The following is a 16,057-nucleotide window of genomic DNA, read 5'->3' on the forward strand; positions in this document are numbered from 1 at the left end:
GCCTTACGCGGCTGACCGCCACCTCCTTGGTCCGAGGCTTGGGGATGGCCGGGTATTCCGCTGCGGGCCGCGAAGTGCTGTAGTGGATATGCAGTCACAGGCAATCACTCTCGAGGAAGAGGCCACCATGCGGGAACTGCTCATCGTCTTTCAGGATGGATTCGACGAGGCCAACATCACCGTCATGGTTAACGGCAAGGAAGTTCGGCGCGACGTCGGCGTGTCAACGAACCCGCTCATCGGCGAAGCCTACGAAGCATCCATCGAGCTGCCCGCCAAGGGGGCTCAGGTCGGCGTGGAGGTCACCAACCGCGGCCTGAAGGCCATCACGAAAGTCAGCGGCAAGCCCAAAAGCCTCCTTGTATCCATCCAGGACGACAAACTTGTGATGCGGGAGGGCACCGGCCGCGAAGCTTTCCTGTAGGCCCCTAGCAGTAGCGCATTGGCTGGAGTATTCTGGCTTTCGCCCGCTCTCGTAAGAGCGAGCTTTCCTCTCATCAAGAGGCCCCAAGCCGTCGGATGGCTTGGGCTTCAGTTGCCGGACAGCACACCGGCAACCAACGACGGCGGCACCCAAGCTGGGTGCCGCCGTCGCTGTTAGTTCAGTATTCCTGCCCGGTAGACCGTTAGGCCGAGAGCGCGGGGTAATCGGTGTAGCCCGCCGAACTGTCCGCGTAGAAGGTGGACGGATCCGGCTCGTTCAGCGGAAGGTTTTCCTTCCAGCGCCGTGCGAGGTCCGGGTTGGCGATGGCGGGGCGTCCCACCACCACGGCGTCCGCGTGTCCGTTGGCCACCAGGGCGGCCGCTTCCTCCCGGGTGGTGATGGTGCCGAAGCCGGAGTTGACCAGGAACGTGCCGTTGAAGCGCGCCCGGAGATCCTGCACCAACCCGCTGGTGGGGTCCTGGTGCAGGACGCTGAGGTAGGCGAGATTCAGGGGTGCGATGCTGTCCACCAAAACTTCGTAGGTAGCACGGACATCGGCGGCGTCGGTCTCGGCGATGCCCTGGACCTGGTGCTCCGGGGAGATGCGGATGCCCACCCGGTGGGCGCCGACTGCCGCCACCACGGCGTTCACGGTTTCAATCACGAAACGGGCCCGGTTTTCCGGGGATCCGCCGTAGCTGTCCGTGCGCACATTCGAGTTCGGGGCAAGGAATTCGTTCAGGAGGTATCCGTTGGCGGAGTGCAGCTCGACGCCGTCGAAACCAGCGTCGATGGCGTTGAGTGAGGCGGCCACTATTTCCTGCATCACGATGGGCAGCTCATCAGGGGTGAGCGCGTGCGGCACCGGGTAGGGCTTCTTGCCGAACGGGGTACGGACTTCGCCGTCGACGGCGAGGGCGCTCGGCGCCACCAGCTGGTGGCCGCCGGTGATGTCCTCGTGGGACACCCGGCCGCCGTGCATGACCTGGGCGAACATGCGGCCGCCCTCGGCATGGACGGCGTCAGTGACTTTCTTCCAGCCGGCAACCTGCTGTTCGGTGACAAGTCCGGGCTGGCCCATGTAGGAACGGCCGGCCGGGCTCGGATAGGTGCCTTCGCTGACGATGAGGCCAAGTGAGGCGCGCTGACGGTAATGCTCCACGAGCAACGGACCGGGTACGCCTTCCTGGCCCGCACGGAGACGGGTCAGGGGCGCCATCACCAGGCGGTTGGACAGTTCGAGCTCACCAAGAGTCAACGGGGAAAACAGCACAGGCAGTTCCTTTCGAAGGGATTCGTTCTGCTGGTCCCAACTGGTTAGCGTCTGCATCTATTCCGGGTGAGAGGGCCATCACACCTGGTGACGGAGGCGTTTTACCGTCCTGCCGGCACGCCCGGGCAGCCCTGCCCTTGGGGGTTCGCGTTGCAGTCATCGGCGTAGTTCCGGGTGATGGAACGCCAGACGCTGATACCTTGCGGGGGCGCGCTGAACTGGCCCTGGCCCGGGATAGGCAGGGGCGGGCCGCCGTTCACCGAGTAGGTGCCCTGGAAGGAGGTGGTGAGGACCACCCGGAAGTCGCCCGTCTGCGCGTAGATGTGGCTGGTCCGGGTCTTCTCTCCCCAGCGTTCCTGCGGCAAGGGGCCGCCCATCGACGGCTGCGGGCCGAACACCGTGCCGTCGCCGTAGTTCCAGGTGTACTGAGCCGGGGTGGCCACAACATGGACTTTCTGCCCGAACATCGTCACGTCGAACTGCTGTTCCGAGGCGTTTGCGTAGAAGTTCGTTTCGGCCCCACGAAGGGTGTGCGGACTCGGCTGCGCGACCACGGCGCCGGCGTTGATGGGCAGGCTCTCGAACTGCCGCTGGATCGCGGCCGCTATTCGCGGCAGGAGGTCCTCAGGCTGGGCGTCATAAAGGCAGGTGGGACCCGAATGGATAGCCCAGACAGCGCCCGGAACACCTCGGGGCATGGAGTACCAGATGACCGGGATACCCACCTCGCCGTCGGCGCGGTCCGGGCACTCGATCTGACTCCGCAGGCAGACCGAGTCGAAGTCGCCCCCACCTATGTGGCATTGGAGCTCGTACTTGTAGTTATTCGGGTCCGAGGGCACGGCCCCCGGCGACTGTCGAATGAAATCGTTCGCCGCAGCATCCCAGACGTACCCCACAATTCCAACTGTGTCCGGTTTCCATGCCCCACCGAATGCGGGATCCTCGGTCCTGGTTTCGTAGCCGGGCGACACAAGGAGAGGTACGAGGAAGCCAACGGAAAGCAGGACTCCGCGATATCCGAACATCCCCCGTTTCGCCACCTGCTAGCCGACAATGCTTCCGACTTCGTCCAGCCGCCACGAATCGGAGCTGTACGAAATGATCAACAAGTTGCCTTGATCAGCAGCTTGGGGGTCTGTATGCGCAACGGTGCCATCCGCACGTAAATAGGACAGGGGAACCTGGTGCACCTGTGCGGAGACCTTGTACTTTCCCGCTTCATCCTTTGAGAAAGTACTTTCCACAGCTGGTGTGGTGATCTGACCTCCGACCAGCCATCTGCCCTCGGAGTGCCAGGCCCTGATAGCCTCCGCAGACTTCTGGCATGGGCCACATGACGGAGGGGTCAAGCGATCAAGGAGTGAGAGATCCCCGGTCTCATACGAGTAGCTAAGAACCTGAAACCAATAGCGAGCGAAGGCGATTGCCCCCTCCTTTGTCTCCGTTTTCCCTACATCCGGAAGTACAGGCACGGGGACGTTCTGGGCACGGCCACTGGCGGACGCCGGCACATAGGCCGGGGTGGACGTCGGGGAAGGCGTGGGGCTGGCGGTTGCCGTGGGCGTCTGCGATACCGCCGCCGGGGAGGTATCCGTCCCGCCCGGGCTGCCACCGGCGTTGCAGCCGGAAAGCGCCAGCGCGGCCGACGCAACGCCCGCGATGGTGGCGGCACGCAGATGCCGGGCGGTGAAGAACTTGTGCGATGTCATGGGCAGCTAATCCCCCGATAGTTTCAAGACGCCTCGCTCCGAACAATGATCTAAGGGTAGCCCAGGACACATCGGAGCGATCAAAGTTATCCACAGCCACCAAGCAAAGGTTCTACCACCGCGCTGCCCCGGCAGAAGTCAAACGGCTCTGCTGCCCACCAGAGTGGACACCTGCCAACTTAATCCGAAATTCCTCCATCCAGCCCTAGAATTCTTCTACGGAACGTAGAACAATGGCCTTTATGATGTACACGCACCCCGACGGCCAGCCCGTACTGGAACTCGATGACGAGCAGTCCTGGAAACTCTTGGAAGCCACCAGGCACGGCCGGTTGGTGGTCTCTGTTGCCGGCGAACCGGACATCTTCCCCGTCAACTACATCGCTTCCGACCGGAAGATCTACCTCCGCACGGCGCCCGGGAACAAGCTGGCCCAGCTCACCATCAACTCCAAGGTGCTGTTTGAAACGGACGGCATTCTCTCTGATGAAGCCTGGTCAGTGGTTCTCCGGGGAACGGCGCGGGTCCTGAGCGGCTCCGCGGAAGTCGCCGCCGTCGAAGAGCTTGGCTTGAAAACCTGGGTGCCCACGCTCAAGGATTTCTACGTGGAGGTTGTGCCCACGTCCGTCAGCGGCCGTCACTTCCTGTTCGGAGAACAGCCCGAACGGGAAATCTAGGAGCTTCTAGACTGGAAGCATGTCAGACAGGCTGACGCCCGAGCAGCGGAGTTGGAACATGTCCCGGATCCGGGGCAAGAACACCAAACCGGAGCTGCTGGTGCGCCGTCTCCTACATGCCAGGGGATACCGGTACCGGCTCCACGGCAAGGCCGGCAGCGTCCGCCTGCCCGGAACCCCGGACCTGGTCTTCGCAGGCCGGCGCAAAGTCATCTTCGTCAACGGCTGCTTCTGGCACTTCCACGACTGCCGCGCCGGGCAGCACGCCCCCAAGGCCAACGCTGTCTTCTGGGAAGCCAAACGGGCCCGGACCCGCGAACGCGACGGCCAGCAACGCCGTCAGCTGGAAGCCCTGGGCTGGGAGGTGCTCACCGTGTGGGAATGCGAGCTGAAAGACGGCTCCGCCCTCGAAGCGCAGTTGGTGGGCTTTCTTGGCGCGCAAGAAAACCGCTCCGGAACTTGAGCCATTCTTGAGTGTTTGCCCGCGCCCGAATTGAGCGGCACCGGCAAAGATGAACTCCTACGGCAAAAAACCGCATTCTCCACAGGAAAACCCCAGTCTTGATCCCGGAGGGCCGCCGCACAGAGGAAGCGATTTACCCTGAAGATGCAAGACGATCCTGGCTTCCACCCCGGCTTTTCGGGATGGGCGACGCAACCGGAAAGGACAGAAATGGCCCCCTCCGATGATGCCGGGCGCCCCTTGGTGGATCCTTCGGTCCTGGACCGCCTCCGCGATGAACTGGCCGACGATGAGGGTTACTGCACCGTCTTTGTGAGCAACTTCATCGACTACCTCCCGGTCCGGATCGGCAAGCTGCGCGTGGCCCTGACCACCGGAGACCTGCCCGGAGCAGTGGATGCCGTCCTCAGCATCAAGACCTCGAGCCAGATGGTGGGCGCCGAGCGGCTGGCCGGACTGGCCATAGACCTTGAACGCTCCATCCGGGAGGATTCACCCCGCAAGGAGCCCTCCGTCTCGCTCCCGCAACTGGCTGCGGACTACCTCAGACCCATCAGCCTGTGCTGCAGCCAGACGCTGCACCGCTTGGAGTCTCAGCGGTCCGCGGGCGCCAAGCGGTAACCAACGCCACGTACGGTCTGCAGCCAGCGCGGGCGCTGGGGTGAGTCGCCGAGCTTCTTCCGCAGATTTCCCATGTGGACCTCCACCGACCGTTCGTCCGCCTCGCTGATGTAACTGCCGACGTCGTAATCCTCGTCCCGGAGGCGACGCACCAGATCAGATTTCGTCCGGACGGTCCGGCCCGCCTCGAGCAGCGCGTACAGCAGTTCAAACTCCGTCCGCGTCAGGTTCAGCTCCTGGCCATCCACGGTGACGGACCGGGACGCGTACGTCAGGTCCAGTCCATTGTGGCTGTAATGTCCCGCTCCCGGATCGTCCGCCCGCTCCGCTGCGGCGGCATCCTCCAGAGCGTCAGGAGCTGAGCGGGGCCGGCGCATCATTGCCGCAATCCGCGCCCGGAGCTCCCGGGGACGGAACGGCTTGGTGAGGTAATCATCGGCCCCCGACTCCAGACCGATCAGGGTATCCAGTTCCTCGGCCCGAGCCGTCAGCATCACGATGTAGGCGTCAGAAAATTCACGAATCTGCCGGGAGACCTCAAACCCGTCAATATCCGGCAAACCCAGATCCAGGGTGATGACATCCGGATTCAGCGATCTTGCCGCCAGAACACCCTCGGTTCCGCTGGCCGCAACGCTCACGTCAAACCCAGCCTGGGTCAGGACCGCGCGGACCAGTTCCCGAATATCCTGGTCATCCTCGATGACCAGGCCCACTCGTGCCTCACTCATACAAGCCCCCTCAGCCAGCTTGACAACGTGAGAAGTATAGCCCGCTGCCGATACCCTGTTGGTATGCGTCTCACAACCCTGACACTTCTGGCTGCCCTTCATGACTGAGCCGGTGGCGTGGGCAGCGGGCCGGCTGAGGTTTTTCCGGCGCCCTTTCCACGAATACCGGCTGACGGACCGGGTAGCGTTGAGCCAGCTCCCGTTGTTTGTGACCACCCTTCTCACGGCGTTCCTCATCTGGGCGTTCTACCCCCACACCATGGACAATCCCCTGTTCCTGGCGTTCCTGGGATCCCAGTTGGCCATCATGGCGCTATGCTTGCTGGTGCCGTGGCACAGGCTGCCGTACACAAGCTTCCTGATCATCCCCGTCTTGGACTTCTTCTCGGTCGCGCTGGGCCGGGAGGGCGGGCAGGAAAGCCTGACGGGCATCAGCCTCCTGGCGGTCTTCCCGGTCATCTGGCTTTGCGCCTCGGGCTACTATCCACGGCTTTCCCTCTGGTTCTCTTTCCTGGGCCCGCTCGCCATCATCTGGGTTCCGTTGGTCATCCGCGCCGATTTGTCCGGGCCAAGCCTCGTCAAGTCACTCCTACTCCCCGTCATGATGCTGGGCATCGGGGTATCGGTGAGCGTCCTGACGCTCAGCATGATGAGGCAGCAGCGCGTCCTGGAGGAAAAGGACGAACAGCTCCAAGCCAGCCTCCGCAGCACCAAACGGCAGGAGGCCCTGCTGAACTCGGTCCTGGAAACCGTGAACATCGGCGTCCTGGCGGTCGACGCGGACGGCCACGACATCCTGATGAACCGCAAACAGCGGGCCAACCACGAACTTGCCACCCCGAAAGACAGCGAGGACCCGAACGAGTCGCAGCTGCTGGTCTTCGCCGCGGACCGCACCACCTTGATGCCGGTGGAGGAGCGGCCCGTCCGCAGGGCCGTCATGGGCGAGACATTTACGGACTACCTCATCTGGCTCGGGGCGGGGAAGGAACAGCGGGCCATCACCACCAGCGCCCGTGCAATGAGGGATGCCGACGGCCATTTTGCGGGCTCGGTCATCGTCTTCAGCGACGTGACGGACCTGGTCAATGCCCTGGCCGCCAAGGACGAGTTCGTCTCCAGCGTTTCCCACGAGTTCCGGACACCCCTGACATCCATCCTGGGCTACGTGGAAATCCTCCTCGAGGACGAGCCCCGGGAAGACCAGTTGGAGCCGCTGACCATCATCAAGCGCAATTCGGAACGCCTGCTCACCCTGGTGTCGGACCTGCTCGCCACCAGGGACGGCCAACTGATCGTGACGCCGCACGCGGTGGACGTGGCCGAACTGGTGCGCGCCAGCATTTCCGCCGCCCTGCCCAAGGCCGATGCCGCCCGCGTGGTACTCAAAGCTGACGCGCCGGCGCGGCTGGATGCCCACGTGGACGGCCCGCGGATCTCCCAGGTGCTGGACAACCTCGTCTCGAACGCCATCAAATACTCTCCCGACGGCGGAAACGTGGTGGTGTCCCTGGCGCAGGACGGCGAACAGGTCATTTGCCGTGTCCGTGACACCGGGATGGGTATGAGCAGCGAGGATCAGGCTGAAGTGTTCTCAAAGTTCTTCCGGACCAGCAATGTGCGCCGGACCGCGATACCCGGGGTGGGGCTGGGGCTGTCCATCAGCAAGGCGATTGTGGAGGCCCACGGCGGGACCATCGAAGTGGAAAGCAAGCTGGGCGAAGGCACCACCTTCATCGTCCGGCTGCCGGTATAGGCCCAGGCGCAGGGAGCGTCTGGGACTAGCCGGCGGCTGACGTGCGGAGTACCTCACCCCAGGACTGCCGAGCCAGCTCCGCCACCGCAGCAAGAATGTCCGACGGCGGCAGCGACAGATCCAGCGGAAACTCAACTATGTCGATATCCGTGTTCAGGATCCGCCGCAGCTTCATCTCTCCCGCACCCGCGTAGACGAGCCATGCGGTCGGCACACCGAGGGCGGTGCAGTGGGCCAGCATCTGGTAGTGGTCGGCCGTGAGGGACGCGCCGAGATCCGCTGCGGCCTTGTACTTGGCGTTGTACACCACCACGGGCCGGCCATCGAGCACGTGCACGGCGTCCGGGCGGACCGAGAGCCTGTCAGCGTCCCGGACGGCCTCGCTGAGGAGCGCGTTGTACTGCAGCCGGGTCTCCCCCGGGTACGCCGCCATCGCCTCCCGGAGCGCCGCGCCCACAAAGTCCTCAAAAACCTGCGCCATGTCCACCACGAATGATGCCGTCTGCTGCTTGCCCTCGCCGGCCTCCGCGGACGCGTTCCGGAGGATCAGCCCGGCCAGGCGCAGCACTGAGTGGTACCGGACGTTCATCCTGCTCGGCGTCCACGGCGGCAGCGGAGCGCCCGCCGGCAGCCTGGTCACGGCGTCGAGCTTTCCCTTGAGCTGGCGCAGGCGGCTCAGGACCTCAGGCCGGACCCGGGGGACCTGGCCCATGCGCTCCAGCGCCGCGCGCAGGATCCGGTTTTCTGCGATGTCCTCGGTGAACTCGTCGTACGACACTTCCAGCGGCACCAGCATGCCAGGGCGGCGTGAGATCTGGTCTGAAATCCGAATGCGGCCCTTGACCGTGCGGAGGGACTCATCCACTGTCCGGTAGCCCTGCAGCACTCCGCGGCCCAACGCACGCTCCGCCAGCTGTGCCAGCGACTCCGCCAGCGCACTCCACAGTTCGCGGTCCTCCACAGCAGCCACGGAGTCTGCCCGGAAGCCCTGGTTTCCGGCGTAGCTGAGGAGGAAGAGCAGCCGGCTCAGGCCCAGCCGGTCCTTGGGCCGGACATCAAGCTGAATGGTGGCGGTCCGGACCGACCCCACCTTCCCCACCGGCTCGATCCGGTAGAGGCCCATGCCCATCGGCGAGGCCTTTACCAGCCCGCTCGAGTTCAGGAACGCGGCGCTGGCGGGGTCCAGCCGTTCCACCACGCCGCCGGACAGCTCGTCCAGGACCAGGTGCCTGCTCCCCGTCACCGGGCCGCCGTGCGCCGGCGCCTGCGGGGGTTTGGGCGGCAGTGGCTTCACCGGCAGTGGCTTGGCGGCAGCAGACTTGGGCAGCGCAGACCCGGCCGGCAGCCCCTTAGCCGGCCGCAAGGCGTCCCAGCAGCGGCTCCAACCCGAACCGCTCCTCCAACTGCGCGCGGGTCAGCTGGCCGTGGTAGTGCTCCTCGAGCAGCGGCATCAGCTCGTACTTCCAGATCCGGCGCAGCCCGGCCGGGGTCTGGGCCGCCGGCTTCATGAAGTAGGACGGGCCGATCATCAGGTCCCGGTCCCACTCGTCAATGGCCGCGTTGAGCGCATCGAGCAGCAGCGCCGGCGTGGTGTCCAGCTCCCGTGCCTGCAGGAAGCGCAGCAGCGAACCCTTCACCGGTTCGGTCTGCGGGTGCAGCTCGATGAACGCAAACCGGCGGCGGATGGCGGCATCCATCATGGCAATGGACCGGTCTGCGGTGTTCATGGTGCCGATGATGTACAGGTTGTCCGGCAGGGTGAACGGCTCGTTCGGGCTGTACTGCAAATAGATCCGGTCATCCCGGTACTCGAGCAGGAAGTACAGCTCGCCGAAGACCTTGGCCAGGTTGGCCCGGTTCATCTCATCGATGATCAGGAAGTACGGCTTCTTTTCGTTTCCGGGCTTGGCGGCTTCCTCGGCCAGCCGGCGCAGCGGGCCCGCCACGAGCTTGAAGGACACCTGTCCCTCATCAGTTTTGTCCGGCCGGTAGCCCTCGAAAAAGTCCTCGTACGCGTAGGAGGGGTGGAACTGCACCAGCTTCACCCGTTCGTCCGTGCTGTCCTGCGCGAGCTCCGCCGCGAGGTGCTTGGCCAGGTACGTCTTGCCGGTGCCGGGCGGACCGTACAGGACCAGCTGGCGGTTCTCTGCCAGCAGTTCCGCGATCTCCTGCAGCGGCTCGAGCTCCATGTGGAGCGAATCCGCGAACTCGCGGTCCAGCGGGCGGAAGCCCTCAAGCACCGGGACGACTTCGACGGCGGCTGTTGCGGGATCGTCGTCGTCCGGTTCCGCCTCACCGGGGACGAGCGCCTGCAGCGCCTGCACCACCTTCGTGACATCCACCACGATGCCGGCGGTGGCCAGCTGGCGCTGCACGTGACGGGGCAGCTCGCCGGTGGCGTGCCCTTCGCCGTCGAGCCAGCGGACCTTGCGCCGCATCTGGCGGTTGTCCTCGTTGTGCTCAGGTTCGCCCAGCACCACGCCCAGCCGCACGGCGCCCGCGGTCTGGTACAGGACAAGATCGCCCGGTTTCATGACCGTAAGGAACGCGAAGACGGCGGTCTTCGTGTCCTCCCGTTCCACGTAGCCCAGGTGCTTGTAATCCTCATCCACCGCGTGCTGCACCAACCCGGCAGTTACGCCCGGATCGAGGTGGCGGAGATGTTCGACGTCGAGCGTCACCTTTTCCTCCTCGTGCCACGCGGCGAGGAGCTCGGCGTTGTCGCTGTGGGTACGCACCAGCCAGGCCCGGCGCCCGGGGTCCCCCACCTTGCGCCACTGGCTGACCAGCTGGCGGGCGTACCAGTCGATGCGCTGGCCGGCCTGTTCGTCCAGGTGCAGGCGGATGCGGTGGATGTCGGCGGTGATGTCCGCGTCCGAGTCGCCGTTGGCGCCGCCCACCAGGGAAGCGAAGGCGTCACGGATCTCCCGGCGTTCAACGTCGGCCACAACGGGTTCAAAGTAGCTGGGCCACGCCAGATACTCGATGCTGCGGCGGATGGCAGGCTGGTCCTCCGGGGCGCCGGCGGCCAGCTCATGGAACTTCAGGGGATCCTTCAGCGCCTTGGTGATGGCGGCGGGGACCTGCTGGTCCACATGCTGCACAAAGCGGCAGAGCCACTTCAGGTGGTCCCAGATGGTCCAGTTGAACTCGGCGGTGCGGTCCCGGATGACGCCGTGGTCCGTCATGTCCTTGTACAGTTCCCCGGGCAGCTCCAGCGCGGGCTCCAGCCATGACGCCGCTTCAGCCACGCGGGCGCGCTTGACCTTGAGCGACTTCACCTCGTGAGCCAGCGGCAGGGACTGCAGGAAGAGCAGTTCCACGGCAAGCTGTTTCGCCTCGCGGGAGGCCCCTTCAAGGTTCTGCCGGAGGTTGGTCATCATGGGCGCTTTGGCGTCCGCGACCCCCTGTTCCAGACGCCCCAACAGCTCGGCCGCGGCGTCGGCCGTCCACGTCAGGGTCTTGCCGTCCAAGGCGGAGGGTTTGCCCTGCAGCCCCGGACCGAGCACAAACCATGCCGCCTCCTCAATCTCCTTGGAGACGCCGAGGGCGCGATGCATTGCAGTCTTGGGAGGCGGGGTCATATGGTCAAATTTACAGGTTCAAGCTGGGTGCCTGCTCCTAGGTCCGTGTGCTCACCGATCCTGCCCGGGCATCTTAGGTGACTGAACCGGGCCGCTTGCGGCCAAGAATGAAGTACCCCATCGGGCCGATGAAATTGATGAGGGCAGCCGCCCGCCAGGCCGCCTTTGGCCCGTTGATCTGCGCTGCCGGGCGCCTGCTGATGTCCCGCTGGGCAGCCAGCATCAGCGCCATTTGCACTATCCCTACCGCCACGACTCCTGCCCGTGCCGCCGGGGACATCTCTTTCCAGGTCTTTTTGTTTTTCTTGGCCATTCTTTCAACGCTCCTTAGATCGATATACCCAGTCTCGGGTGTGCGCCCCGCCCGTGCAACGGGTGCGGCCGGGGGACCGCCTGTCCGGCAGCCTAAAAGGTGAACGGCGCCATCCGTTCCTTCTGCTCGGGTGTCAGGCGCAGGACACGCCCTGAGTCCGCATCCACGAAGGCGAGGTGGCTACTGGCCCGGACGCAGTCCTCCCGGGTCACCGGATCCTGCACCACGTAATGAATGTCAAAGCTGGCGCCCTTCACGGCCCCGATCCACACCTGGACCACGGCCGGGACATTGCGGTACTCGAGCGTCCTGACGTAACGGATCTTGTGGTCCACCACGAGGGCCAGGGTGCCGTCGGGCACCTCGTTGAAGAGCCCCACTTCGGGTTCGACGCCGGGCAGGCCTGTGCCCCGCGGCGGCCCGAACGCAGCAATCCTGGCTTCCTCCATCATCCGGACGATCTGGACGTTGTTGATGTGCCCGTAGGCGTCCATGTCGCCCCAGCGCATCGGGACCAGGACCTCGATGCGGCGCGGCCCGGCCGCGCCGGCCTGCGCGCTCAGCTGTGCACCGCCGTCGAATCATCCACAGCCGTTGCTTCAGCGTCTGCACCGGCGAACTGGGACCGGTACAGGCGGTAGTACGCGCCTTCGGCGGCCAGCAGCTTCTTGTGGTTCCCCTGCTCCACGATCTTGCCGTTCTCCATGACCAGGATGGTGTCGGCGTCGCGGATGGTGGACAGCCGGTGGGCGATCACAAAGCTGGTGCGGTCCGTCCGCAGCGCCGCCATGGCCTTCTGGACCAGCACTTCGGTGCGCGTGTCCACTGAACTGGTGGCCTCATCCAGGATGAGCAGAGACGGGTTGGCCACGAAGGCGCGCGCGATGGTGATGAGCTGTTTCTCGCCGGCGCTGACGTTGTTGCCTTCCTCGTCAATCACCGTGCTGTACCCGTCCGGCAGGGCGCGGACAAAGCGGTCCACGAAGGTGGCCTTGGCCGCCGCCATGACCTGTTCCTCCGTGGCGTCCAGATTGCCGTAACGGATGTTGTCGTAGATTGAGCCGCCGAACAGCCACGCGTCCTGGAGCACCATGCCCACCTTGGAGCGCAGCTCGGAGCGGCTCAGCCTGGTGATGTCCACCCCGTCGAGGGTGATGGACCCGGAGTTGAGCTCGTAGAAGCGCATCACCAGGTTCACCAGGGTGGTCTTTCCCGCACCCGTGGGACCCACGATGGCCACGGTGTGGCCGGGCTCTGCGGTGAAGGACAGATTTTCGATCAGCTTCTTGTCTTCGGTGTAGCTGAACGTGACGTCCCGGAACTCCACGTGGCCGTCGGTCTTGGCCGGCAGGTGATCCGTGGCGGTCTCGGCGTCCTGCTCATCGGCGTCGAGGAATTCAAACACCCGCTCGGAGGAGGCAACACCGGACTGCAGCATGTTGGCCATGCCTGCCATCTGGCCCAGGGGCTGGGTGAACTCGCGGGAGTACTGGATGAACGCCGTGGCATCACCCAGGGACATCGAGCCTGACGCCACCCGAAGTCCGCCCACCACGGCGATGCCGACGTAGCTGAGGTAGGAGACGAACTGCATGACCGGGAAGATCATGCCGGAGACGAACTGGGCCCCGAAGCTGGCCTTGTACAGAGCCTCGTTCCGCTCTTCAAAGCGTTCCAGCATGTCAGCGTCACGGCCGAACACCCGGACCAGGTCGTGACCGGAGAAGGACTCCTCGATCTGACCGTTGAGCTCGCCCGTATTCTTCCACTGGGCGGCAAAGAGCTTCTGGCTCCGGGAGCCGATCAGCCCGGCGGCCACACCGGAGAGCGGAAGCGCGATCAGGGCGATCAGGGCGAGCTGCCAGGACACGATGAACATCATGATGACGATGCCGATGACCGTCAGGAGGGAGCTGATCAGCTGCGCGAACGCCTGCTGCAGTGCCTGCTGGACGTTGTCGACGTCGTTCGTCACACGGGAGAGCACGTCGCCGCGCTGGCGGGTGTCAAAGTAGTTCAGCGGAAGCTTGTTCAGCTTCTTTTCGGTATCGTCACGGAGCCGGCGGATCACCTTCATCACGATGCGGTTCAGCACGTACCCCTGCAGCCATAGGAAGATGTTGGCCACGAAGTACATGAGCAGCACGATGGCAATCAGGACGGAGAGTTTCTGGAAGTTGATCCCGGTGCCGGGCACCAGTTCCATCTTCGAGATCATGTCCGCGAAGTTTTCCTGGCCCTGCTGGCGCAGCCCTTCAACGAACTGTTCCTTGCTCGCACCGGCGGGCAGCTGTTTGCCCACCACGCCGCCGAAGATCACGTCCATGGCCTGGCCGAGGATTTTGGGGGCGATGACGTTCAGGACCACCGACACCACCACCAGTGCAACAACGGCGTAGATGCCCATGGCTTCGGGCTTCAGCAGGCCCAGGAGGCGTTTGGCGGAGGGCCAGAAGTGTTCGGCCTTCTTGGCGGGCATGCCGCCGAACATGTCGCCGTCAGCCTCGGAGGGTTTGAACTCCTCCTCGAAGAATTCGTCGTCCTCCAAGAGGTCCTCCGGTGTTGCCGCGGATTCAGTCTTTTCGAGGTTCAGGCCGGTGGCGTCTTTCTTGGCGGCGCTCATGCCATTTCCTCCACGCTCAGCTGGGATTCAACAATTTCCTGGTAAGTGGGCGAGGTTTCCAGGAGCTCCTCGTGGGTTCCGCGGTCAACGATCCTGCCGTTGTCCAGGACCAGGATCTGGTCCGCGTCCGTGATGGTGGTGATGCGCTGGGCCACGATAATGACGGTGGCATCGGCGGTGGTGCGCTTAAGGGCCGCTCGGAGCCGGGCATCCGTAGCCACGTCCAGGGCCGAGAAGGAGTCGTCAAAAAGGTACACCTTGGGCCGGGTCACCAGGGCCCGGGCAATACATAGCCGCTGCCGCTGGCCGCCGGAGACGTTGGTGCCGCCCTGGGCGATGCGGGCGTTCAGGCCGTTCTTCTTGGCGCGCACGAAGTCCTCGCCCTGGGCGATCTGCAGCGCGTCCCACAGCTCCTGGTCCGTGGCTTCGGTCTTGCCGAAACGCAGGTTGTGCTCGATGGTGCCGGAGAAAAGATAGGGCCGCTGCGGGACCATGGCAACGCGTTTGGTGATCTCGGCCCGGTCCAGGTCACTCACGGGGACACCGTCCAACAGGACCTCACCCTCGGCAATATCGTAGAGGCGCGGGAGCAGCGACAGCAGGGAGGTCTTGCCGGCACCGGTGGAACCAATGATGGCCACGGTCTCCCCCGGCCTGGCAGTGAAGCTGATGTTGCTCAGCACGGGCGACTCGGCGCCGGGGTAGGCGAAGGTGACGTTCCGGTACTCCACCACGCCCTCGAGGGCGGCGGGTGTTTGCGGACGTTCGGGATCGTGAATGGAGGGTTCGACGTCGAGCACCTCACCGATGCGGTCCGCGCAGACGGAGGCGCGCGGGATCATCATGGCCATGAACGTGCCCATCATGACGGCCATCAGGATCTGCAGCAGGTACTGAAGGAAGGCGGTCAGGGCGCCCACCTGCATGTCGCCGGAATCCACGCGCTGGCCGCCGAACCACAGCACCGCGGCCGTGGACAGGTGCAGGATCATGCCGATGGCCGGGAACATCAGGACAAACAGCGCCCCGATCTTCAGGGAGACATCCGTCAGGTCCTTGTTGGCAACGCCAAACCGGTCCGTCTCGTAGGGTTCGCGGACAAAGGCGCGGACCACCCTGATGCCAATGATCTGCTCACGCAGCACGGCGTTGATGCGGTCGATCTTCTTCTGCATGGCGCGGAACAGCGGCATCAGCCGGACCACGAGGTAGCCCACCACCACAATCAGCACCGGCACGGACACCCACACCAGCCAGGACAGGCTGAGGTCCTCGCGCAGTGCCATAATGATGCCGCCGATGCACATGATGGGTGTGGCCACCATGAAGTTCAGCCCCATCAGCACCAGCATCTGGACCTGCTGGACATCGTTCGTGCCGCGGGTGATGAGGGTGGGGGCGCCGAAGGCGTTCACGTCCTTCGCCGAGAAGCTGGTGACCTTGCGGAACACGCCGCGGCGGAGGTCCCGGCCCACGGCCATGGCCGTCCTGGAGCCGAAGTAGACCCCGGCAATGGCTGCCACCACCTGGACCAGGGCCACGAGGAGCATCACGGCCCCGGTGCGCCAAATGAAATCGGTGTCCCCGCGGGAAACGCCTTCGTCAATGATCCGGGCGTTGAGGCTGGGCAGGTAGAGCGCTGCGATGGTTGACGCCAGTTGGAAAACAACCACGGCCACGATGTACGGCGTATACGGCTTGGAATAGCGCCGTATGAGGGTCAGGAGCATGCCCACGGGTCCTTAGGGAGAGAGCGCGAAATGATTGGATAAGTCTTAGCAGCAGAGGCCGACATTATTAGCCTACCTACTGTACAAAATCCGTTGTCAGGCCGATATACGCCGGGGCAGAATCATCCCCGGGGCGTACGGGAGCCGGTG

Annotated in this window: 15 protein-coding genes; 5 read left to right on the forward strand and 10 right to left on the reverse strand. The window is 64.5% G+C overall.

The window, feature by feature from the left end; genetic code table 11:
* Window positions 1-127 precede the first annotated feature (127 nt).
* Window positions 128-424 (forward strand): hypothetical protein, encoded by a 297-nt coding sequence (locus PY310_RS11370; RefSeq protein WP_275214618.1) that lies wholly within the window; start codon window positions 128-130, stop codon window positions 422-424.
* Window positions 425-626: 202 nt separating this feature from the next.
* Here PY310_RS11370 and PY310_RS11375 read toward each other — a convergent pair whose 3' ends face one another.
* From PY310_RS11375 to PY310_RS11385, 3 genes are all read right to left on the reverse strand, one after another.
* Window positions 627-1,697 carry an alkene reductase gene (locus PY310_RS11375; protein WP_275214494.1) on the reverse strand — a complete coding sequence of 357 codons (1,071 nt, stop codon included), beginning with the start codon at window positions 1,695-1,697 and terminating at the stop codon, window positions 627-629.
* A 101-nt stretch (window positions 1,698-1,798) separates the two neighbouring features.
* Window positions 1,799-2,596, reverse strand: coding sequence for a hypothetical protein (locus PY310_RS11380; RefSeq protein ID WP_275214495.1), 798 nt, complete (start codon window positions 2,594-2,596; stop codon window positions 1,799-1,801).
* 147 nt (window positions 2,597-2,743) lie between these two features.
* The gene (locus tag PY310_RS11385; RefSeq protein ID WP_275214496.1) at window positions 2,744-3,409 is read right to left on the reverse strand and encodes a DUF6318 family protein; all 666 of its coding nucleotides are present in this window, start codon (window positions 3,407-3,409) and stop codon (window positions 2,744-2,746) included.
* A 242-nt stretch (window positions 3,410-3,651) separates the two neighbouring features.
* On the opposite strand from PY310_RS11385, the gene PY310_RS11390 reads away from it, so the two are divergent.
* The 3 genes from PY310_RS11390 (at window position 3,652) to PY310_RS11400 (ending at window position 5,170) form a co-directional block, all read left to right on the forward strand.
* Entirely contained in the window at window positions 3,652-4,086 is a 435-nt protein-coding gene (locus tag PY310_RS11390; RefSeq protein WP_275214497.1) for a pyridoxamine 5'-phosphate oxidase family protein, read from the forward strand.
* 19 nt (window positions 4,087-4,105) lie between these two features.
* A complete protein-coding gene (locus PY310_RS11395; RefSeq protein ID WP_275214498.1) occupies window positions 4,106-4,549 on the forward strand; it encodes a very short patch repair endonuclease in 444 nt (147 codons plus the stop codon).
* Between the two features lie 210 nt (window positions 4,550-4,759).
* Window positions 4,760-5,170, forward strand: coding sequence for an Hpt domain-containing protein (locus PY310_RS11400; protein ID WP_275214499.1), 411 nt, complete (start codon window positions 4,760-4,762; stop codon window positions 5,168-5,170).
* Here PY310_RS11400 and PY310_RS11405 read toward each other — a convergent pair.
* Window positions 5,143-5,901: a response regulator transcription factor gene (locus PY310_RS11405; RefSeq protein WP_275214500.1), complete on the reverse strand. Its 759-nt coding sequence runs from the start codon at window positions 5,899-5,901 to the stop codon at window positions 5,143-5,145. The genes PY310_RS11400 and PY310_RS11405 overlap by 28 nt on opposite strands.
* 100 nt (window positions 5,902-6,001) lie before the next feature.
* Here PY310_RS11405 and PY310_RS11410 point away from each other — a divergent pair, with 100 nt between their 5' ends.
* Window positions 6,002-7,657 carry a sensor histidine kinase gene (locus tag PY310_RS11410; RefSeq protein WP_275214501.1) on the forward strand — a complete coding sequence of 552 codons (1,656 nt, stop codon included), beginning with the start codon at window positions 6,002-6,004 and terminating at the stop codon, window positions 7,655-7,657.
* Between the two features lie 25 nt (window positions 7,658-7,682).
* Here PY310_RS11410 and PY310_RS11415 read toward each other — a convergent pair whose 3' ends face one another.
* From PY310_RS11415 to PY310_RS11440, 6 genes are all read right to left on the reverse strand, one after another.
* The gene (locus PY310_RS11415) at window positions 7,683-8,876 is read right to left on the reverse strand and encodes a 5-methylcytosine restriction system specificity protein McrC (protein WP_342755745.1); all 1,194 of its coding nucleotides are present in this window, start codon (window positions 8,874-8,876) and stop codon (window positions 7,683-7,685) included.
* 130 nt (window positions 8,877-9,006) lie between these two features.
* Entirely contained in the window at window positions 9,007-11,241 is a 2,235-nt protein-coding gene (locus PY310_RS11420; protein WP_275214502.1) for an McrB family protein, read from the reverse strand.
* A gap of 73 nt (window positions 11,242-11,314) precedes the next feature.
* Window positions 11,315-11,554 (reverse strand): PLDc N-terminal domain-containing protein, encoded by a 240-nt coding sequence (locus PY310_RS11425; protein ID WP_275214503.1) that lies wholly within the window; start codon window positions 11,552-11,554, stop codon window positions 11,315-11,317.
* Between the two features lie 92 nt (window positions 11,555-11,646).
* A complete protein-coding gene (locus PY310_RS11430; protein WP_275214504.1) occupies window positions 11,647-12,063 on the reverse strand; it encodes an acyl-CoA thioesterase in 417 nt (138 codons plus the stop codon).
* 50 nt (window positions 12,064-12,113) lie between these two features.
* Window positions 12,114-14,177, reverse strand: a complete 2,064-nt coding sequence (locus PY310_RS11435; protein WP_419095475.1) for an ABC transporter ATP-binding protein — start codon at window positions 14,175-14,177, stop codon at window positions 12,114-12,116.
* Window positions 14,174-15,907 (reverse strand): ABC transporter ATP-binding protein, encoded by a 1,734-nt coding sequence (locus PY310_RS11440; protein ID WP_275214505.1) that lies wholly within the window; start codon window positions 15,905-15,907, stop codon window positions 14,174-14,176. Before PY310_RS11440 ends, PY310_RS11435 begins: the two co-directional genes overlap by 4 nt.
* Window positions 15,908-16,057: the final 150 nt, after the last annotated feature.

This window comes from Pseudarthrobacter naphthalenicus (assembly GCF_029076445.1).
Classification (GTDB): Bacteria; Actinomycetota; Actinomycetes; order Actinomycetales; family Micrococcaceae; genus Arthrobacter; species Arthrobacter naphthalenicus.